Here is a 19,398-nt window from a genome sequence, read left to right as displayed (position 1 = left end):
CCTCACCACAATGAACCTGATCGACATCGCTCCGGACCGGGCAGTGATCTGATGCTCTGGTACCTCGGCAAGCGCCTCCTGCAACTCATCCCCGTGTTCTTCGGGGCCACGTTCCTCATCTACTTCATGGTCTTCTCGCTGCCCGGCGACCCGATCGCCGCGCTGTTCGGCGACCGCCAGCCGTCGCCGCAGGTCATCGAGACGCTGCGACAGCAGTACAACCTCGACAAGCCGTTCATCATCCAGTACCTGCTCTGGATCGGTGGCGTGTTCCGCGGTGACCTCGGCCTGACGTACTCGGGCCAGCCGGTCAGCTCGCAGCTCGCCCAGGCCTTCCCGATCACGGCTCGACTGGCCATCCTGGCGCTCGTCTTCGAGGCCGTCGCCGGCATCGTCGTCGGTGTCATCGCCGGTCTGCGCAAGGGCAAGCTGTTCGACGCCACCGCACTCGTCGTGTCGCTGCTGCTCATCTCGGTGCCGACCTTCGTCGTCGGGTTCGTCCTGCAGTACGTGTTCGGCATCAAGCTCGGCCTGTTCCGGGTCACGGTGTCCGGTGACGCACCGTGGTCGGAGCTCGTGCTGCCGGCGATCGTGCTCGCCTCGGTCTCGTTCGCCTACATCGTTCGTCTGACCCGAGCGAGCGTCGCCGAGAACACCAGCGCCGACTTCGTGCGGACCGCCACCGCGAAGGGCCTGCCGCGTCGTCGTGTCGTCGGCGTGCACATCTTCCGCAACTCGCTCATCCCCGTGGTGACCTACCTGGGTGTCGACATCGGCAACCTGATGGTCGGCGCGGTCGTCACCGAGGGCATCTTCAACATCAACGGCGTCGGCGGCACGGTGTTCCGCGCCGTCAAGCTCGGCGAGGGCCCCACGGTCGTGTCCTTCGTCGCCGTGATGGTCATCATCTTCATGCTCGCCAACCTCCTGGTCGACCTGCTCTACGCCGTCCTGGACCCGAGGATCCGCTATGCCAAGTAACGCCGCACCCCGTTCGGCGACGCACTACGTCGCCCCGATCGAGGAGACCCCCCTGCAGGCGGTCGACCAGGTCAACGAGGACGAGAAGACCCGATCGCTGTGGACGGACGCGTGGGAGTCCATGCGGACCCGACCGACGTTCTGGATCTCCTCGGTCCTGATCCTGCTCATCGTCGTCGTCGCGATCTTCCCCGGGCTCTTCACGCACGTCGACCCGCGGGCGTCGAACCTCGACTTCAGTGACGAGGGCGCGCGCCCCGGGCACCCGCTCGGCTACACCCGCCAGGGCTACGACGTCTACGCCCGCGTGATCTGGGGCGCACAGAACTCGGTCATCGTCGGCATCGTCGCGACGGTCCTGGTGTCGCTCGTCGGCATCATCATCGGTTCGCTGGCCGGCTTCTACGGTGGCTGGCTCGACACGATCGTGTCCCGGATCGCGGACATCTTCTTCTCGATCCCGACCATCCTCGGCGCGATCGTGATCATGTCGGTGATCCCCGCCCGGAACGCCATCACCGTCGCGCTCGTCCTCGCTGCCTTCGCCTGGCCGCAGATCGCCCGCATCATGCGTGGTGCCGTGCTCAGCGCCAAGCAGTCGGACTACGTGATGGCTTCCGCTGCCCTCGGCGTCAGCCGCTTCAAGACACTGGTCCGCCACGTCATCCCGAACTCGCTGGCTCCGGTCATCGTCGTCGCGACGGTGTCCCTCGGCACGTTCATCGTCGCCGAGGCCACGCTGTCGTTCCTCGGTATCGGTCTGCCGCCGTCGGCGCTCAGCTGGGGCCTCGACATCGGTACGGCCCAGACCTCGATCCGGACCAACCCGGCGACGATCTTCTGGCCGTCCGCCGCCCTGTCCATCACCGTGCTCGCGTTCCTGCTCCTCGGTGACGTGGTGCGCGATGCGCTCGACCCGAAGGCGAGGGCCCGCCGATGAGCGAGACACTGACCCAGCCGAACAGCAGCCGCACCGGCGGTTCCGGTGCCCCGCTGCTCGAGATCCGCGACCTGCAGGTCGGTTTCAAGACCCAGAGTGGCCTCGTGCAGGCCGTCCGCGGCGTCGACCTCACCCTCGAGCAGGGCGAGCGCCTGGCCATCGTCGGCGAGTCCGGTTCCGGCAAGTCGACGAGCGCCCAGGCGATCATCAAGCTGCTCCCCGGTACCGGTCAGGTCACCGGTGGCTCGATCAAGTTCAACGGGCGTGAGCTCGTCGGTCTGAGCGACAAGGAGATGTCGGAGATCCGCGGGAAGGAGATCGGCTACGTCCCCCAGGACCCGATGTCGAACCTCAACCCGCTGTGGTCGATCGGCTTCCAGGTGGAAGAGGCGATCCGTGCGAACGGCATGGCGACCGGCAAGAAGGCCGTCCGTGACCGTGCCGTCGAGGTCCTGCAGGAAGCCGGCCTCGGCGACGCGTCGACCCGTCTGAAGCAGTACCCGCACGAGTTCTCCGGCGGCATGCGGCAGCGCGTGCTCATCGGCATCGGCCTGTCGAGCCGCCCGCAGCTGCTCATCGCCGACGAGCCGACGAGTGCGCTCGACGTCACCGTCCAGCGCGTCATCCTCGATCACCTCGAGACCCTGACGCGCGACTTCGGCACCTCGGTGCTGTTCATCACGCACGACCTCGGACTCGCCGCCGAGCGTGCCGAGAAGCTCGTCGTGATGTACAAGGGCCAGGTCGTCGAGGCCGGTCCCTCGAAGGAGATCCTGGCCAACCCGCAGCACCCGTACACGCAGCGTCTCGTCGCGGCGGCCCCGTCGCTGGCCAGCCGCCGCATCCAGTCGAAGGTGCAGCACCAGCGGGTCGACATCGCCGACGCCGGCAACGACGACGCCGAGCTGATCCACCGGGCCCAGGAGCGCGAGCACCGTCCGACCGAGGACCTCATCGTGGTGAAGAACCTCGAGAAGGTCTACAAGCTGCGCGGCAAGAACCGCGCCACGCGCGAGCTCAAGGCCGTCGACGACGTGTCGTTCTCGATCCAGAAGGGCACCACCACGGCGCTCGTCGGCGAGTCCGGTTCGGGCAAGTCGACCGTCGCGAAGCTCGTCCTGCAGCTCGAGAGCATCACGAGCGGCACCGTGCAGTTCGACGGCATCGACATCGGCGCGCTGAAGGGCAAGGACCTCTTCGACTTCCGCCGCCGCGTGCAGCCGGTGTTCCAGGACCCGTACGGCTCCCTGGACCCGATGTACAACGTCGGGAACACGATCGCCGAGCCGCTCGCCACGCACAAGGTGGGCGACAAGGCCTCGCGTCGCGCCCGGGTGCTCGAGCTGCTCGACCAGGTCGCGCTGCCGAAGTCGATGGTGAACCGCTACCCGAACGAACTGTCCGGTGGTCAGCGACAGCGCATCGCCGTCGCTCGCGCGCTGGCGCTCAAGCCGGAGGTCATCGTCCTCGACGAGGCCGTCTCCGCGCTCGACGTGCTCGTGCAGGGTCAGATCCTCGATCTGCTCACCGAGCTGCAGACCGAGCTCGGATTGACGTACCTGTTCATCACGCACGACCTCGCGGTCGTCCGCCTCGTCGCGGACAACGTCTGCGTCATGCGCCGTGGGCAGATCGTCGAGAAGGCGACGACCGACGAGGTCTTCGCCGCCCCGAAGGAGCAGTACACGAAGGACCTCCTGGCCGCCATCCCCGGCGCCGGGTTCGAGTTCGGACGCTGATCCACCTGGACACGAACGAGGCCGGACGCCCCGTCGTCCTCCGCGCTGGTCGCGGGGGCGCGGTGGCGTCCGGCCTCGTCGCCGTCCTGGGTCTGTTCCTGCTCGGCGATGCGGCGTTCCGGGGGAGCTGGGACGTGTTCCTCCGCGCCGCCGGCCCGATCGCCGTGCTCGTCTGGGCGCTCTGGGTCCTGACCTACCGCCCGTGCATCGTCATCGACGAGCGCGCGGTCACCGTGGTCAACCCGCTGCGCCGCACCGTGGTGCCGTGGCACGCCGTCGCCGACGTGCGGCTCCGCTGGCAGATCGTGATCGAGACGGTCGCCGGCCGGAAGGTGCAGTGCTGGGGCGGGCCGTCGCTGCCGCGGCCGAAACCGGCCCGGCGCGGCGAGCGGGCCGTCCTGCGACAGCCCGACGAGATGACGGTGCTGCTCGACCGCTGGTCCGAGCACCGCGAGCGCGCCGGTGCCGGCGACGCCGTGCGTGGCTGGGACGTGCCGGCCCTGGCGGTCGGTGCAGCCGCGCTGGCGCTGCTCGCCGCCTCGCTGCTCAGCCTGTGGCTGGGAGCCTGATACGGCTCGCGATCGCGACCACAGGACGGACGGGAGGCCCGGCGCACGACGTGCTCCGGGCCTCCCGTCCGTCTGCTGGTCACGTCCACGGCGTGACCAGCGACGTCAGACGACCGCGCCGACCCGCTCGGTGAGCAGGTGCTCCTGGTCGGTCTGGATGCAGGCGACACCGCGGCCGTGCACGGGCTCGAGACCCGGGTCGATCGTGCGGCACTGCTCCTGCCGGCCCTCGTCGAGGAGCTGGTAGAGCGGGCAGCGCGTGCGGAACCGGCAACCGGCGATGCGCTCCGTGGGGGAGGGCAGGTCGCCGTCGAGCAGGATGCGCCCGCGGGCGGCCTCGGCCATGGGGTCCGGCACCGGCACCGCGGACAGCAGGGCCCGGGTGTACGGGTGCTGCGGGTCCGAGAACACGGCGTCGCCGTCGCCGTACTCGACGATGCGGCCGAGGTACATGACCGCGACGTCGTCGGCGATGTGCCGGACCACGGACAGGTCGTGCGCCACGAACAGGTACGACAGCCCGAGGCGGTGCTTGAGGTCCTCGAGCAGGTTGATCACACCGGCCTGCACGGAGACGTCGAGCGCGGAGACCGGCTCGTCGAGCACCAGGATCTTCGGCTCGACGATGAGCGCACGGGCGATGCCGATGCGCTGCCGCTGGCCACCCGAGAACTCGTGCGGGTACCGGTCGATGTAGCTCGGCTCGAGCCCGACCAGCTCGAGCACCTCGCGCACCCGCCGGCGGATCTCGTCCTTCGCCACGCCGTGCACGGTGAGGGGTTCACCGATCACCGAGCCGATGTCGAGCCGGGGGTCGATCGACGCCATCGGGTCCTGGAACACGACCTGGATGTCGCGGCGCAGTGCCAGGCGGTCCTTCTTGGACAGCGAGGCGGTGTCGACGCCGTTCACCCGGATGGTGCCGTGCTGGGCACCGGCGAGCTCGAGGATCTCCATGATGGTGGTCGTCTTGCCGCAGCCGGACTCGCCGACCAGGCCGAGCACCTGCCCGCGCTTGAGCGTCAGGGAGATGCCGTCGACCGCGTGCACCTCGCCGATCTGCCGGCGGAACAGCGCGCCCTTGGTGAGCGGGAACGTCTTGACGACGTCCTGCAGCTCGAGCACGACGTCGTCGCCGTGGTCGACGGCCGCCTCGGGGACGTCCTCGGGGCGGGGGAAGATCTCCGAGCGCTCGAGGGTGCCCGCGGCGATCTCGTCGCGACGGATGCACGCGGCGGTGTGGTCGTCGAGCAGCGTGCCGTTGCCGATCGTCGTGACGGCGCCGGTCAGCACCGGGTTGTCGGCGCTCTGCGGCACCGACGGAGCGACGAGGGCGGGCTCGCCGTCGCGGCAGGCGTCGATGACGGCGGGGCAGCGGTCGGCGAACGGGCAGCCCGTCGGCTTCTGGGTGAGCAGGGGCGGGCGGCCGTCGAGCGGGACGAGCCGCTCGGTGCGGGCGGACGTCATGTTCGGCATCGAGCGGAGCAGCCCGATCGTGTACGGCATCACCGGCTCGCGGAACAAGGGGAGCACCGGCGCCGTCTCGACGATCCGGCCGGCATACATCACGGCCACGCGGTCGGCGTTGCCGGCGACGACGCCGAGGTCGTGCGTGATGAGCACGACGGCCGCACCGGTCATGTCCTTGGCGGTCTGCAGCACGTCGAGGATCTGCGCCTGGATCGTCACGTCGAGCGCGGTGGTGGGTTCGTCCGCGATGATCAGCTTCGGGTCGTTCGCGATGGCGATGGCGATCATCGCCCGCTGTCGCATGCCGCCGGAGAACTCGTGCGGGAACGCGTCGAGTCGTCGAGCCGGGTTCGGGATGCCGACGATGCGCAGGAGTTCCTCGGCGCGGGTGCGTGCGGCGTGCTGGGTGAGGGAGCGGTCGTGCAGGCGCAGGCCCTCGATGATCTGCTGGCCGATCGTGTACACCGGCGTCAGGGCGGACAGCGGGTCCTGGAACACCATCGCGATGTCACGACCGCGCAGCGCCGACATCTCGCGGTCGTTCCTGCCGACGAGCTCCTGTCCGTCGAACCGGATGCTGCCCTGCACCTGGGCGGACGACGGCAGCAGGCCCATCACGGCCATCGAGGACACCGACTTGCCGGAACCCGATTCGCCGACGATGCCGAGGAACTCGCCGGGAGCCACCGAGTAGTCGACACCCCGGACCGCGTAGACGGGCTTGGTCTTCGGGTTGAACGTGACCGACAGGTCGGACACGGTGAGCAGCGGCTCAGTCACGGTTGGCTCCGGAGGTGGGGTCGATGGCGTCGCGCAGGGCGTCGCCGAGCAGGCTGGTCGAGAGCACGGTCGCGACCAGCGTCGCGGCGGGCAGGACGAAGAGCCACGGGCGGGTGACGGCGGACTGGCTGCCGGCGGCGAGCAGGGTGCCGAGCGAGACGTCGGGGATCTGGATGCCGAAGCCGAAGAAGCTCAGCGAGCTCTCCGCCAGGATCGCGGCGCCGACGCCGAGCGTGGCGTCGATGATGAGCAGCGACGCCACGTTCGGCAGGATGTGCCGCCGGATGATCGTGAACGCCGGGACGCCCATGAACCGGGCGGCCTTGACGTAGTCGCGTTCGCGCAGCGACATCGTCTGACCGCGGATCACCCGGGCCATCACCATCCAGCTGAACACCGCGAGGCCGACGATGAGGGCCACCCACGTCAGGTTCTTGAACACCGGGCTGAGCAGCACGAGCGCGTAGAACGACGGGATCACGAGCAGCAGGTCGATGACCCACACGAGCAGCCGGTCGGTGACGCCGCCGAAGTACCCTGCGATCGCGCCGACGACGCCGGCGATCAGGGTCGCTGCCGGACCGGCGATCAGGCCGATGAGCAGCGACTTCTGCAGGCCGACCAGGGTCTGCGCGTAGATGTCCTGGCCGATGTCGTTCGTGCCGAACCAGTGCGCGGCGCTCGGCGGCATGCCGAACGCCAGCCCGTCGGAGTCGACGGCGTTCCAGTGGTACAGGTACGGGCCGAGGAACGCCCAGAGGATGATGAGGAGCAGTGCGCTGCCGCCGATGCGCGCGCGCCAGGTGCCGAACACCTTGCGCCAGAGCGGGGTGCGGCCGCCCTTCACCTCGATGACGTGCGCCGGCGTACCGGCGTCGCCGTCGCCGGGGTCACCGGCGGTGGTCGTGGTCGTGGGGTCGAGAACAGACACGGGTCACACCCTCACTCGCGGGTCGAGCGCGGCGTACAGCAGGTCCGCGAGGGTCCCTGCGATGAGCACGAGGATCGCCGTGAAGAGGATCGTGCCCGATGCCGCGTTGATGTCGTTGTTGCTGATGCTCTGGACGAAGTACTCGCCCATGCCGTGCCAACTGAAGACCAGCTCGGTGATGCTCGCGCCGGTCAGGATGAGTCCGAACGAGTACGCGAAGAAGGTCGACATCGGGATGAGGGCGACCCGCACACCGTGGCGCATGATCGCCGACCCGCGGGTGCGGCCCTTCGACCGTGCGGTGCGGATGAAGTCGTTCGACAGCACGTCGAGCATCGCTGAGCGCTGGTAGCGCGAGTACGTGGCGACGGCGCCGATGGTCAGCGAGATCGTCGGTAACAACAGGTGCACGAGCCGGTCGCCGAGCACCGGGAAGAACCCGGTCACCCCCGGCGTGTACTCGCCGGTGAACCGGATCACCTGCGTCCCGACGCCCTGGTTGAGCGAGGTCGCGAGGATCATCAGCACGACCGCGATGACGAAGGTCGGGGTGGCGAGCACCGCGAACGACAGGTACGTCGACACCTGGTCGGAGGTGCGGTACTGCCGGACCGCGTTCCAGACGCCGAGCAGTACCCCGAGGATCGCGCCGAGCAGTGTGCCGATCACGAGCAGCCGCAGGCTCGTGCCGGAGCGGGCGATGATGTCGGCCGTCACCTCGGTGCCGCGGGTGCTCATGCCGAGCGAGCCGTGCGTCACCAGGCCGACCCACCAGTCCCAGGTGCGGACGAGGAGCGGGGTACCCGGATCGGCACCGAGCTTGCGGAGCGACGCCTCGATGGTGCCCTGCGGCACGGCCGGGTTGCGCCCCAGGAACCGGGCGGCCGGGTTGAGCGTCGTGCTGGCGAGGATGTACCCGAGCGTGGTCGCCACGATCGTCAGGACGATGTAGTTGACGATCCGCTTTGCGATGAAGGCGAGCATGTGGTTCGTGACCTCTGGGTGCGGCCGTCCGACCGGACGGCGTTGTCGGTGGCGACAGGCTAGCCGTTCGGGCGACCGGGTGGGACAACGGAAGTGACGCTATGCAACATTCGTTACGAGCGTGTTTCGATTCGTCGCACAGACCCTTGTGCCGCCTTCGGATGTGGCTAGGGTTCTCAACCAACAGACGCGACGGCGGGGGCCGTACGCGGTCCAGCGCGATCTGCGCGAACCACAAGGGAAGGGAATCCTCGCCATGCGAAAGAGGATCAAGGGCATCGCCGTCCTCGCCACCGCTGCGGCTGCCGCCGTCGTGCTGGCGGGCTGCTCCGGCGGCGGACAGGCTGGCAACAGCAGCTCCGCGGTCGCCGAGTCGTCGCTGAAGTCGACCGGCTGGACCGTCGCGGACCGCGCTGACGTCAAGGACGGCGGGTCGATCACCCTGCCGATCGACACCGCTCCGGCGAACTGGCAGCTGCTCAACCTGGACTCGGGGACGGTCGACGACACCACCATCTCGCAGACCTACCTGCCGAGCTTCATCCAGTTCAAGGAGAACGGCGAGTGGGAGGCGAACAAGGACTTCGTCGACTCCATCGAGCTGACCAAGGACTCGCCCCAGACCGTCGAGATCAAGATCAACCCGAAGGCCGTGTGGTCGGACGGCACCCCGATCAGCGCGAAGGACGTCATCGCGAACTGGAAGGCGCTGAACGGCACGAACGAGGCCTTCGCGCCCCTCGCCACCAACGTGTGGGAGGACGTGGACTCGGTCAGACAGGGCTCCGACGAGCGTGACGTCATCATGACGTTCTCGAAGACCAACGCCGACTGGGCGTCGGTCTTCACAGCGATCTACCCGTACTGGGCCGTCGACACCCCGGACCACTTCAACAAGGCCTGGGCCAAGGGACCGTACGCCGCCGACGGCACGACCTACGTCTCCGGTGGCCCGTACATCCTGAAGTCCTTCGACGCCAACGGTGGCGTCGTGACCTTCGAGAAGAACCCGAAGTGGTGGGGCGACGAGGGCAAGCTCGACACGATCGTCTTCAAGACGGTCTCCCGTGACGGTGTCGCCCAGGCGTACGGCAACAAGGAGCTCGACGCCTTCAACCTGAACGGCAGCGCTGACAACCTCAAGACGGCGAACTCGCGCTCCGACTCGAAGATCGAGCGGTCGCTCGGCACCACGCAGCGGCAGATCACGCTGAACGGCACGTCGGACGTCTTCAAGGACCAGGACGTGCGCCAGGCGTTCGCGCAGGCGATCAACCGCAAGGTGCTCGCCCAGGCGATCCTGTCCCCGGTGAAGAGCCCGGGTGACGTGCTCAACAACCTGACGTACCTGCCCGGTCAGCAGGGCTACCAGGACGACGTGTCGAGCGTCTACGGCTACAGCACCGACAAGGCGAAGTCGAAGCTCGAGGACGCCGGTTGGAAGATCGGCTCGGACGGCTACGCGACCAAGGGCGGCAAGGAGCTCGACGTCCGCTTCGTGATCCCGTCGGACAACCCGAACTCGGCGAACGTCGCGCAGCTCGTGCAGCAGCAGACCAAGCTCGCCGGCTTCAAGGTGACCATCGACACCGTGCCCACCGACGACTTCTTCACGAAGTACATCACCACGACGACCCGTGACTTCGACGCCACGTACTTCGCGTGGCAGGGCACGCCGTTCCCGATCTCGTCGCTGAAGTCGATCTACTACCCCGCCGACGCCGGCCAGAACTACACCGGCGTGACGGACGACTCGCTCGGTGCCGCCTGGGACAAGGCGAACGGCGAGCTCGACCCGGATGCCCGCATCAAGGACGCGCAGGCCATCGACAAGAAGATCGTCGCGGTCGCCGGCACCATCCCGCTGTTCGCCGAGCCGTACGCCTGGGGCGTGCGCAAGGACCTGGTGAACTACGGTCCGGCGCAGTTCCAGCAGTCCTCGGTCAAGTGGCAGGACGTCGGCTACACGAAGTAGTCGGCACCGCGCGCACGAACGACAGCGCGCACGAACGACACCGTTCACGAACGACACCCCCGACGTCGCACGACGTCGGGGGTGTCGTCCTGCGTCGGCCTACCGTCCGACCGGCACGGCGACCAGAGCTGCGCGACCGCTAGAACCGTGCCGCTGCCAGCGACGCCGCGACCCCGAGCACGACCATCGCCAGGATCGTCCAGCCGTGGGTGCGGTGCGTGATCGGCGCAGCCGTCACGGTCGACGGGGGCGGGCCGTCCTGCTCGGCCGGGGCGGGCACGTGGGCCAGCATCCGCGCGGCCGCAGCGTCGACGTCCAGGCGATCCGGGCCTCCCGGCTGGTCACCGGTGTGCGCGGCGAGACGCGCCGTCGGGCGGGTCGCGATCCAGACGCGACGGACGCCCTCGCTGGTGACCACCTCGATGCCGTACTTCGTGCGCACCTCGCCGATGCGTGACCAGGTGTAGGTGCTGGTCCGCCGGACGTCCACGATGCGCAGGTGCTCGGGCGTCAGCTCGATCCGGGGACGCCACAGCGCCGCCCACGCGACGAACGCGACGGCGATGCTCGGGATCGGCACGAGCAAGGGGGCGCCGCCGCCGAGCAGGGCCAGCGGGACGAGCACGACGGCCACGACCCAGAGGACGACGGCGAGGGCGCGCAGGCCGGGGGCGACGATGGTGATGGGCACCGGACGAGGGTACGAGATGCCTCCCCGGAGACGCCCGGGGAGCGGGTGTGACACACCGGCGCGTATCTCCGGACGACCCGATTCCCCGGGGAGGCAGATCCTGGACGGACCCTCGTGCCGTCCATGGTCGTCGCCCCCAGTTTGGGTGTCAATACCCCATCTCGGCGCACTCAGTGGACTCCCACGCCGACGGTCACGAAACGAGTAGTTCGATCTGTTCGCGGATGGTCTCGGCCTTCGGGAACCGCAGGCCGACCAGGCCGATGTGCCGCCACCGGACCACGCCGTCGGGGCCGATCACGAAGACCGATCGGCGCAGGCCGATGCCCGGTGCCTGCACCCCGTATGCGCGGATCGCCGAACCCGCGGTGTCGCTGAGCAGCGGGAACGCGAGCGAGGACCCGCGGGCGAACCCCTCGTGCGAGTCGAGTGCCTGCGGGCTGATGCCCCACACGGTCGCGCCGAGGTCGGTGAACTCGTCGAGTTCGGCCTGGTAGCTGCAGAGCTGGGCCGTGCAGACCGCCGTCGCGTCGCCCGGGTAGAAGGCCAGCACCACGGTCCGGCCGATCTCGGCGGACAGGTCGTACTCGTCGTCGGTGCGGACGCCGCCGCGCACGACCATCCCCGGCAGGGTGAACGACGGGGCGGACTCGCCGATCGCGGGGATGCTCATGGGTCCAACGGTAGGGCGGCCCGGCGGGGGTTGCCCCTCGGCGCGCTGTGCGGGGGCTGTGGATGCGCTCCGTGACGCGCTGAACGGCCAGTGGCGCGTCGACGCGCCGCTGCCGTGGTCTACGAGAACATCTGCGGGAACGCGTGCGCCACCCAGGGGTACCCGACGAAGACCACCGCGTCGAGCAGGGCGTGCGTGATGACGAGTGGCAGGAGCCGGCCCCACCTCGTGTAGATCCAGCCGAACACGATGCCCATCACCGCGTTGCCGATGAACGCCCCGAACCCCTGGTACAGGTGGTAGCTGCCGCGCAGCAGGGCGGTCGACAGGATCATCTGCCAGCGGCCCCAGCCCAGGTCGCCGAGTCGGGCGTAGAGGTACCCGATCACGATCACCTCTTCCTGCAGGCCCGAGCGGATCGCGGACAGCAGCAGGACCGGGACCGTCCACCAGTAGGAGTTGAGCGCGGCGGGGTCGACCGCGACCGTGATGCCGAGCGCCCGCCCCGTGAAGTACAGCGCCAGCCCCGGGATCCCGATGCACAGGGCGATGAGCGCCGGGCCACCCAGGTCCGGCTTCGCCCGGAACCGGTCGATCCCGAGCCGGCCGAGGTGCGGCCGCGACGTGCTCCACAGCAGGTAGCAGACGAGCGCGACCGGGGCCAGGTCCACCGCGATGCCGAGGAGCTGCCGGGCGAGGTCGACGTACTGCACCGTCGTCGACGAGGTGTTCAGGGCCGTCGACTGCTCGCCGAGCGGGGTCGTCTGCGACAGGTCGTCGATGATCTGCAGGATCGAGTAGAGGGCGCTGGCACCGAGCGAGAGCAGCAGGACGATGGTGATCTCGACCCACGTTCGCCGACGGCTCATGCGCTGTACTCCTGTCGCTTGCGAACTACCGGTAGACTGGCGTGTCGGGCGTTCTGCCCACGGGTGCGGTGCTGTGAAAACACTGGCCCGACACTCTCCCAGAAATTGAAGGATGTCCTGTATGGCGCTCGCCACCCGGTCCGACCTGCGCAACGTCGCCATCGTGGCACACGTCGACCACGGCAAGACCACCCTCGTCGACGCGATGCTCACGCAGACCAACTCGTTCGACGCCCACTTCGAGGGCGAAGACCGGATGATGGACTCGAACGACCTCGAGCGCGAGAAGGGCATCACGATCCTCGCGAAGAACACGTCGGTGCTCTACAACGGCAAGCACGCCAGTGAGTTCGGCGCGGGCGGTCCCATCACCATCAACGTGATCGACACCCCCGGCCACGCCGACTTCGGTGGCGAGGTCGAGCGCGGCCTGTCCATGGTCGACGGTGTCGTCCTGCTCGTCGACGCGTCCGAGGGCCCGCTGCCCCAGACCCGCTTCGTGCTCCGCAAGGCCCTCGCAGCGAAGCTCCCGGTGATCCTGCTCGTCAACAAGACGGACCGCCCCGACTCCCGCATCGACGAGGTCGTCTCCGAGTCGCAGGACCTGCTCCTCGGCCTGGCCTCGGACCTGTCGGACGAGGTCGACGACCTCGACCTCGACGCGATCCTCGACGTCCCCGTGGTCTACGCCTCGGGCCGCAACGGTGCCGCGTCGCGCAACAAGCCGAACGACGGCGAGCTGCCCGACAACGACGATCTCGAGCCCCTGTTCGAAGCCATCCTGCAGCACGTGCCGGCGCCGAAGTACGACGACCAGCACCCGCTGCAGGCCCACGTCACCAACCTCGACGCGTCGCCGTTCCTCGGTCGCCTCGCGCTGCTGCGCATCTTCCACGGCACGATGAAGAAGGGTCAGACGGTCGCGTGGGTCAAGCACGACGGCACCGTCGTCAACGCCCGCATCACCGAGCTCCTCATCACCAAGGCGCTCGAGCGCTACCCGGCCGAGTCGGCCGGCCCCGGTGACATCGTCGCGGTCGCCGGTTTCGACACGATCACCATCGGTGAGACCCTGTCCGACCCCGAGGACGTCCGTCCGCTGCCGACCATCACGGTCGACGACCCGGCGATCTCGATGACGATCGGCACGAACACCAGCCCGCTCGTCGGCAAGGTCAAGGGCCACAAGCTGACCGCCCGCATGGTCAAGGAGCGCCTCGACCGCGAGCTCATCGGCAACGTCTCGCTCAAGGTCCTCGACATCGGTCGTCCGGACGCGTGGGAGGTCCAGGGTCGCGGCGAGCTCGCACTGGCCATCCTCGTCGAGCAGATGCGTCGTGAGGGCTTCGAGCTCACCGTCGGCAAGCCCCAGGTGGTCACGAAGCGTGACGACAACGGCAAGCTGCTGGAGCCGTACGAGCACATGACGATCGACACGCCGGAGGAGTACCTCGGCGCGATCACGCAGCTCATGGCCGCTCGCAAGGGCCGCATGGAGAACATGACGAACCACGGCACCGGCTGGGTGCGCATGGAGTTCATCGTCCCGTCGCGTGGCCTGATCGGCTTCCGCACGTCGTTCCTGACCGAGACCCGCGGTACCGGCATCGCCAACGCGATCTCGCACGGCTACGACGAGTGGGCCGGCTCGATCCAGACCCGCATCAACGGCTCGATCGTGTCCGACCGTTCGGGTGTCGTCACGCCGTTCGCCATCACGAACCTCCAGGAGCGGATGACGTTCTTCGTCAACCCGACCGAAGAGGTCTACGAGGGCATGGTCATCGGCGAGAACTCGCGCGCCGACGACATGGACGTCAACATCACGAAGGAGAAGAAGCTCACGAACATGCGTTCGGCGAACGCCGACTCCTTCGAGTCGATGACGCCGTCGCGCCAGCTCTCCCTCGAGGAGTGCCTGGAGTTCGCGCGCGAGGACGAGTGCGTCGAGGTCACCCCCGACGCCGTCCGCATCCGCAAGGTCGAGCTCGACGCGCAGGCCCGCCAGCGCTCCTACGCCCGTCTGAAGCGTCAGGACGCGTAGGCACCAGCACGCGCAACACCCGCGGAGGCCCGTCCTCCGTCCGACGGCCCGGTCACCTGCAGCAGGTGGCCGGGCCGTTCGCGGTTGTACCGTGGGCACCGTGACTCTCGACCTGCTCTCGATCTACCAGGACCTGCACGCCCACCCGGAGCTCGGCTTCCAGGAGCACCGCACCGCCGGTGTCATCACTGCGAAGCTCGCCGAGATCGGTGGGATCGAGGTGACGACGGGCGTCGGCGGCACCGGCGTCGTCGGTGTCGTGTCGAACGGCGAGGGCCCCGTGGTCTGGCTCCGCGCCGACATGGACGGCCTGCCCGTGCAGGAGCGGACCGGCCTGGCCTACGCCAGCGAGCACGTCGGCACGGACGACGAGGGCCGCGAGGTCCCGACCATGCACGCCTGCGGCCACGACATCCACGTCACGTGGTTGCTCGGCACGCTGGAGCGCCTGGTCGCGACCACGGGGGACTGGCGCGGCACGGTCGTCGCCGTCTTCCAGCCCGCGGAAGAAGTCATCTCCGGCGCCCGCGCGATGGTCGAGGACGGCCTGGTCGAACGGTTCCCGAAGCCGGACGTCGTGCTCGGGCAGCACTCCGCGCCCGCACCGGTCGGCATCGTCGCCGTCGGCACCGGCCCCGTGATGGCGTCGAGCGACCGGCTGACGGTGACCTTCAACGGTCGTGGGGCGCACGGTTCGGCCCCGCAGGCCTCGCTCGACCCGGTCGTCACCGCGGCCTCGGCCGTCGTGCGGCTGCAGACCGTCGTCGCCCGCGAGGTCTCGCCGAGCGACGCGGGAGTCGTCACCGTCGGCAGCTTCCACGCCGGCACGCGGGCGAACATCATCCCCGACGAGGCCGTCATCGAGATCTCGACCCGGGCCCGCAACGAGGAGACCCGCCAGCGCATCATCGCCTCGATCGAGCGCATCGTCCGTGCCGAGAGCACGGCCGGCGGCCTGTCCGAGCCGACGATCGTGCGTGCACCGGGCGCCGAGGTCACCGTGAACGACGCCGAGGCCGCTGCCACCGTGCTCGAGGCCATCCGCGCCGAGGTGCCGGGAGCCCGCGACCTGGAGATCGGGCTCGCCATGGCGTCGGAGGACGTCGGCCAGCTCGCCACCGCCGCCGGAGCGCCGCTCGTGTACTGGTTCACGGGCATCACCGACCCGGAGCGCTTCCGCCGCGGCGAGGAGATCCCGAGCAACCACTCGCCGTTCTACGCGCCGCAGGCCGAGACCGCGATCCCGGTCGGCGTCGACGCCCTGGTCGCGGCGACGCGCGCGTACGTCGACTGACCCGTTCGTCGGGAAGGAGGCCCGGGGCGGCCCCGCCGCGCACGTGACCGCCGCGGGGACGGCACGTTCACAGCCAACTCGCGCCGGGCCTCCCGGCTCGTCCGTTACGGTCGCGCCATGCGCTCCCTCCGTACCCCGCTGATCGCCGCGGTCGCTGCCGGCATCGCCCTGGCCGGGCTCACCGGCTGCTCGACCCAGGCCGTGCAGCAGGCCACCGACCTCGGGTCCTCCGTCGCGTCGAACGTGGCCGACGGGGTCGCGGGCATCGACGGCAAGGCGATCCAGGACGGCATGTCCTCGGTCGCGGGTGGCATCGACGGCGCGCTCAACACGGCGCTCAAGGGCGCGGACGTGACCTCCGACGGCAAGGTGCCGGACGGGTTCCCGTCGGCCGACGTCCCGCTCGTCGACGGCACCGTGCTCGGCGGGGGAGCCGGACCGAACGGCTCGGGGTGGGTGGCGCAGGTCCGGGCGGCCTCGGTCGACGACTTCCAAGCCGCCGTGCAGCAGCTCACCGAGGCCGGGTACACCGAGTCGGCGAAGCGTGTGGACTCGTCGAGCGCGTTCGGCATGTTCCGGAGCGACGCCCACCGCGTCGTCCTGACCTTCTCGGAGAGCAAGGACAGCGGCGGCGTCACGGCGACCTACATCGTCACGCCCCGCTAGTCCCGTACCCTGGGGGACGATGTCGAAGGCCCCCGCCACGCGCCCCGAGCGCGTCCTGATCGTGCACGCCCACCCCGACGACGAGACGCTCTCGTCGGGCGGGACCATCGCGACCCTGCTCGAGCGCGGCGCCGGAGTGACCGTGCTCACCGCGACCCGGGGCGAGCGCGGCGAGATGCTCACGGAGCAGTTGGCCCCGCTGGCGGGCGACCCCGCGCGGGTGGCACGGCACCGGGAGACCGAGATCGCCGCAGCCCTCGCCGCCCTCGGCGGCCCGCAGCACCTGTGGCTCGGCGGGCGCGGTGCCCGGCCGACCGATCTGCCGGAGCGTCGCTACGTCGACTCCGGCATGCAGTGGGGACCGGACGGGCGGGCCACCGCCGCGGACGACGCCCCGGCCGACTCGCTGACCGCGGCCGACCTGGGCGAGGTCGTGGACGACGTCCGCGCCGCGATCCGCTCCACCGGTGCCGACGCCGTGATCAGCTACGCCGACGACGGCGGCTACGGGCACCCCGACCACGTGCGCGTGCACCACGCGGCGCGGTACGCGGCCCGAGCCGAGGAAGTCCCGTTCTCGATGATCGTCGACCCCGCCGGCGGTCAGGCCGACGTCACGGTCGACGTCCTGCCGGTCCGGGCCAAGGTGCGTGCGGCGGTCGAGCAGTACCGCTCCCAGGTCGCCGTCGACCCCGTGGACCCCGCCGACCCCGCGGACCTGTCGTGGGTGATGCCGCACGGCGTCCGGCAGCACGCCCCGGCGGTCGAGGCGTTCCGGCACGACGCGGCCCCGCAGCCGGCGGCGCCGCAGAGCTACGCCGAGATGTCCGGTCAGGGCAAGGCCGCGGCGGTCGTCGTCTCGCTGCTGCTCGGGATGCTCGCCGGCGGCCTCGGGACGGTCACGCACCAGCAGACGATCGGCGCGTTCCCGGTCGGACTCGTCGTCACCACCCTCATCGTGCTCGGTCTGACCGTGGGCGTGCGGCTCGTCTACCGCTCGCGGGCGATGACGGCCGCGATCGGCATCGGGATCCTCGTCGCGACGCAGGTGCTCGTGTCGGTCGGCGGGGAGAGCTCGCCGCTCGTCCTCGCCAACGCGGCCGGGTACGTGTGGACCTTCGCCCCCGCGGTCATCGCCGCCCTGGTCCTCGCGTGGCCGGACCTGTCGGGGCTGCGGTCCCGGACGGCCCCGGGCCGCGAGTAGACTCGAACCCGCTCGTCGAAGGGAGCACCCGAACCGTGACCTACGTGATCGCCCAGCCCTGTGTCGACGTCAAGGACCGAGCCTGCATCGACGAATGCCCGGTCGACTGCATCTACGAGGGTGACCGCTCGCTCTACATCCACCCCGACGAGTGCGTCGACTGCGGTGCGTGTGAGCCGGTCTGCCCCGTCGAGGCCATCTACTACGAAGACGACCTGCCCGACCAGTGGGCCGACTACTACAAGGCCAACGTCGAGTTCTTCGACGAGGTCGGGTCGCCCGGTGGCGCCGCGAAGGTCGGCGTGATCCACAAGGACCACCCCGTCGTCGCGGCCGAGCCCGTCCGCGGCTGACCGGACCCCTCGTGGCGCTCGACCTCCCCGACTTCCCCTGGGACCAGCTCGTCCCGTTCAAGCAGCGCGCCGCGGCGTACGAGGGCGGCATCGTCGACCTCAGCGTCGGATCGCCCGTCGACCCCACGCCCGAGGTCGTCCGCACCGCCCTGGCCACCGCGACCGACGCGCACGCCTACCCGCAGGTCGCCGGCACCCCGGCGCTGCGGCAGGCCATCGCCGACTGGTACGGCCGTCGGCACGGTGTCGCCCTGACCGAGGCGAACGCGCTGCCGACGATCGGCTCGAAGGAGTTCATCGCGGGCCTGGCGCTCTGGCTCGGCATCGGCCCCGGTGACACCGTGGTGTTCCCGGCCGCGGCGTACCCGACGTACGAGCTCGGCGCCGCACTGGTCCGGGCCGATGCCCTCGCCTCGGACGACCCCGCGGCGTGGCCGTCCACCACGAAGCTCGTGTGGCTGAACTCCCCGGGCAACCCGGACGGCCGCGTGCTGACCCTCGACGAACTCCGTGCCGCCGTGGTGCGCGCCCGCGAGCTCGGGGCCGTCATCGTCGGCGACGAGTGCTACGCCGAGCTCGGGTGGGACCCGGAGTACGCCACCACCCCGACGCCCACGATCCTGGACCCCCGGGTGGTCGGTGATTCGCTCGACGGCGTGCTGAGCGTGTACTCGCTGTCGAAGCAGTCGAACCTCGCCGGCTACCGTGCGGCCTTCGTCGCCGGTGACGCCGCGATCCTGGCCGACGTCCTGGCCGTCCGGAAGCACGCCGGGCTCATGCCGCCGCTGCCCGTGCAGCAGGCCATGGTCGTCGCGCTGCAGGACGAGAGCCACGTCCAGCAGCAGAAGGCCCGCTACCGGGCGCGCCGGAACATGCTCCGGGGAGCACTCGAGGACGCCGGGTTCCGGATCGACCACAGCGAGGCCGGGCTCTACCTCTGGGCCACCCGTGGCGAACCCGCACTCGACACCGTGGCCTGGCTCGCCGACCGCGGGATACTCGTCGCACCGGGCACGTTCTACGGCGCAGCAGGGGGCGAACACGTCCGCGTGGCCCTGACCGCGACCGACGAACGCATCGCCGCAGCGTCGCAGCGACTGGCGAGCAGCCGTCGCCTCGGCACCGCGTAGCACGGACACGAGTACTCCGGGTGGGACCCGCAATCCGTGGGAACCACCAAATCGTCACCTGGGATGTGTGCACGACCGACAGGTGCCGCGATTAGGCTGTCCTCG

Annotated in this window: 17 protein-coding genes; 11 read left to right on the top strand and 6 right to left on the bottom strand. The window is 69.8% G+C overall.

Translation table 11 applies throughout. The features are described from left to right. Positions 1-51 precede the first annotated feature (51 nt). The 4 genes from DEJ30_RS08950 to DEJ30_RS08935 all read left to right on the top strand — a co-directional run bounded on the left by DEJ30_RS08950 (position 52) and on the right by DEJ30_RS08935 (position 4,229). Positions 52-981, top strand: a complete 930-nt coding sequence (locus DEJ30_RS08950) for an ABC transporter permease (RefSeq protein WP_110860579.1) — start codon at positions 52-54, stop codon at positions 979-981. Next, the gene (locus tag DEJ30_RS08945) at positions 971-1,921 is read left to right on the top strand and encodes an ABC transporter permease (protein WP_110860577.1); all 951 of its coding nucleotides are present in this window, start codon (positions 971-973) and stop codon (positions 1,919-1,921) included. The genes DEJ30_RS08950 and DEJ30_RS08945 overlap by 11 nt, the downstream gene beginning before the upstream one ends. Further along, positions 1,918-3,660 (top strand): ABC transporter ATP-binding protein, encoded by a 1,743-nt coding sequence (locus DEJ30_RS08940; protein WP_110860575.1) that lies wholly within the window; start codon positions 1,918-1,920, stop codon positions 3,658-3,660. The genes DEJ30_RS08945 and DEJ30_RS08940 overlap by 4 nt, the downstream gene beginning before the upstream one ends. Before the next feature lie 62 nt (positions 3,661-3,722). Continuing rightward, positions 3,723-4,229 carry a PH domain-containing protein gene (locus DEJ30_RS08935; protein WP_110860573.1) on the top strand — a complete coding sequence of 169 codons (507 nt, stop codon included), beginning with the start codon at positions 3,723-3,725 and terminating at the stop codon, positions 4,227-4,229. 105 nt (positions 4,230-4,334) lie between these two features. Here DEJ30_RS08935 and DEJ30_RS08930 read toward each other — a convergent pair whose 3' ends face one another. From DEJ30_RS08930 to DEJ30_RS08920, 3 genes are read right to left on the bottom strand one after another with little or no spacing between them, the layout of a single operon-like run. After that, positions 4,335-6,479: a dipeptide ABC transporter ATP-binding protein gene (locus DEJ30_RS08930; protein ID WP_110860570.1), complete on the bottom strand. Its 2,145-nt coding sequence runs from the start codon at positions 6,477-6,479 to the stop codon at positions 4,335-4,337. Then, a complete protein-coding gene (locus tag DEJ30_RS08925; protein WP_110860568.1) occupies positions 6,472-7,410 on the bottom strand; it encodes an ABC transporter permease in 939 nt (312 codons plus the stop codon). The genes DEJ30_RS08930 and DEJ30_RS08925 overlap by 8 nt, the downstream gene beginning before the upstream one ends. A gap of 3 nt (positions 7,411-7,413) precedes the next feature. After that, positions 7,414-8,394 (bottom strand): ABC transporter permease, encoded by a 981-nt coding sequence (locus DEJ30_RS08920; protein ID WP_110860566.1) that lies wholly within the window; start codon positions 8,392-8,394, stop codon positions 7,414-7,416. 256 nt (positions 8,395-8,650) lie between these two features. On the opposite strand from DEJ30_RS08920, the gene DEJ30_RS08915 reads away from it, so the two are divergent. Next, the gene (locus DEJ30_RS08915) at positions 8,651-10,369 is read left to right on the top strand and encodes an ABC transporter family substrate-binding protein (RefSeq protein WP_110860564.1); all 1,719 of its coding nucleotides are present in this window, start codon (positions 8,651-8,653) and stop codon (positions 10,367-10,369) included. Between the two features lie 139 nt (positions 10,370-10,508). Here the strand turns inward: DEJ30_RS08915 and DEJ30_RS08910 are convergent, their stop codons facing one another. The 3 genes from DEJ30_RS08910 to DEJ30_RS08900 form a co-directional block, all read right to left on the bottom strand. Continuing rightward, the gene (locus DEJ30_RS08910; protein WP_181420067.1) at positions 10,509-11,060 is read right to left on the bottom strand and encodes a PH domain-containing protein; all 552 of its coding nucleotides are present in this window, start codon (positions 11,058-11,060) and stop codon (positions 10,509-10,511) included. 193 nt (positions 11,061-11,253) lie between these two features. After that, a complete protein-coding gene (locus DEJ30_RS08905; protein ID WP_110860560.1) occupies positions 11,254-11,733 on the bottom strand; it encodes a peroxiredoxin in 480 nt (159 codons plus the stop codon). A gap of 119 nt (positions 11,734-11,852) precedes the next feature. Continuing rightward, complete coding sequence (locus tag DEJ30_RS08900) at positions 11,853-12,602, bottom strand: CPBP family intramembrane glutamic endopeptidase (protein WP_110860558.1); 750 nt, start codon at positions 12,600-12,602, stop codon at positions 11,853-11,855. 121 nt (positions 12,603-12,723) lie between these two features. Here DEJ30_RS08900 and typA point away from each other — a divergent pair, with 121 nt between their 5' ends. The 6 genes from typA to dapC all read left to right on the top strand — a co-directional run bounded on the left by typA (position 12,724) and on the right by dapC (position 19,293). After that, positions 12,724-14,646, top strand: a complete 1,923-nt coding sequence (gene typA, locus DEJ30_RS08895; RefSeq protein WP_110860555.1) for a translational GTPase TypA — start codon at positions 12,724-12,726, stop codon at positions 14,644-14,646. A gap of 100 nt (positions 14,647-14,746) precedes the next feature. Next, positions 14,747-15,940: an amidohydrolase gene (locus DEJ30_RS08890; protein ID WP_220032946.1), complete on the top strand. Its 1,194-nt coding sequence runs from the start codon at positions 14,747-14,749 to the stop codon at positions 15,938-15,940. A gap of 117 nt (positions 15,941-16,057) precedes the next feature. Further along, the gene (locus DEJ30_RS08885; protein ID WP_110860551.1) at positions 16,058-16,606 is read left to right on the top strand and encodes a hypothetical protein; all 549 of its coding nucleotides are present in this window, start codon (positions 16,058-16,060) and stop codon (positions 16,604-16,606) included. Between the two features lie 19 nt (positions 16,607-16,625). Beyond that, the gene (locus DEJ30_RS08880; RefSeq protein WP_110860549.1) at positions 16,626-17,810 is read left to right on the top strand and encodes a PIG-L family deacetylase; all 1,185 of its coding nucleotides are present in this window, start codon (positions 16,626-16,628) and stop codon (positions 17,808-17,810) included. A gap of 35 nt (positions 17,811-17,845) precedes the next feature. Next, the gene (fdxA, locus tag DEJ30_RS08875) at positions 17,846-18,163 is read left to right on the top strand and encodes a ferredoxin (RefSeq protein WP_017887060.1); all 318 of its coding nucleotides are present in this window, start codon (positions 17,846-17,848) and stop codon (positions 18,161-18,163) included. 11 nt (positions 18,164-18,174) lie between these two features. Further along, positions 18,175-19,293, top strand: a complete 1,119-nt coding sequence (gene dapC / locus DEJ30_RS08870) for a succinyldiaminopimelate transaminase (protein ID WP_181420066.1) — start codon at positions 18,175-18,177, stop codon at positions 19,291-19,293. Positions 19,294-19,398: the final 105 nt, after the last annotated feature.

Origin of the sequence: Curtobacterium sp. MCPF17_003 (genome assembly GCF_003224385.1) — a bacterium.
GTDB classification, from domain to species: Bacteria; Actinomycetota; Actinomycetes; order Actinomycetales; family Microbacteriaceae; genus Curtobacterium; species Curtobacterium flaccumfaciens.
The sequence above is the reverse complement of the archived record's forward strand: the minus strand, read 5'-3'. Positions and strand labels throughout refer to the sequence as shown.

What these genes read in the sequence shown, in the direction of transcription:
- DEJ30_RS08950 (WP_110860579.1), top strand. Translation starts at nt 52, where the DNA reads ATGCTCTGGTACCTCGGCAAGCGCCTCCTGCAACTCATCCCCGTGTTC.
- DEJ30_RS08945 (WP_110860577.1), top strand. Translation starts at nt 971, where the DNA reads ATGCCAAGTAACGCCGCACCCCGTTCGGCGACGCACTACGTCGCCCCG.
- DEJ30_RS08940 (WP_110860575.1), top strand. Translation starts at nt 1,918, where the DNA reads ATGAGCGAGACACTGACCCAGCCGAACAGCAGCCGCACCGGCGGTTCC.
- DEJ30_RS08920 (WP_110860566.1), bottom strand. Translation starts at nt 8,394, where the DNA reads ATGCTCGCCTTCATCGCAAAGCGGATCGTCAACTACATCGTCCTGACG.
- DEJ30_RS08915 (WP_110860564.1), top strand. Translation starts at nt 8,651, where the DNA reads ATGCGAAAGAGGATCAAGGGCATCGCCGTCCTCGCCACCGCTGCGGCT.
- DEJ30_RS08905 (WP_110860560.1), bottom strand. Translation starts at nt 11,733, where the DNA reads ATGAGCATCCCCGCGATCGGCGAGTCCGCCCCGTCGTTCACCCTGCCG.
- DEJ30_RS08900 (WP_110860558.1), bottom strand. Translation starts at nt 12,602, where the DNA reads ATGAGCCGTCGGCGAACGTGGGTCGAGATCACCATCGTCCTGCTGCTC.
- typA (WP_110860555.1), top strand. Translation starts at nt 12,724, where the DNA reads ATGGCGCTCGCCACCCGGTCCGACCTGCGCAACGTCGCCATCGTGGCA.
- DEJ30_RS08885 (WP_110860551.1), top strand. Translation starts at nt 16,058, where the DNA reads ATGCGCTCCCTCCGTACCCCGCTGATCGCCGCGGTCGCTGCCGGCATC.
- DEJ30_RS08880 (WP_110860549.1), top strand. Translation starts at nt 16,626, where the DNA reads ATGTCGAAGGCCCCCGCCACGCGCCCCGAGCGCGTCCTGATCGTGCAC.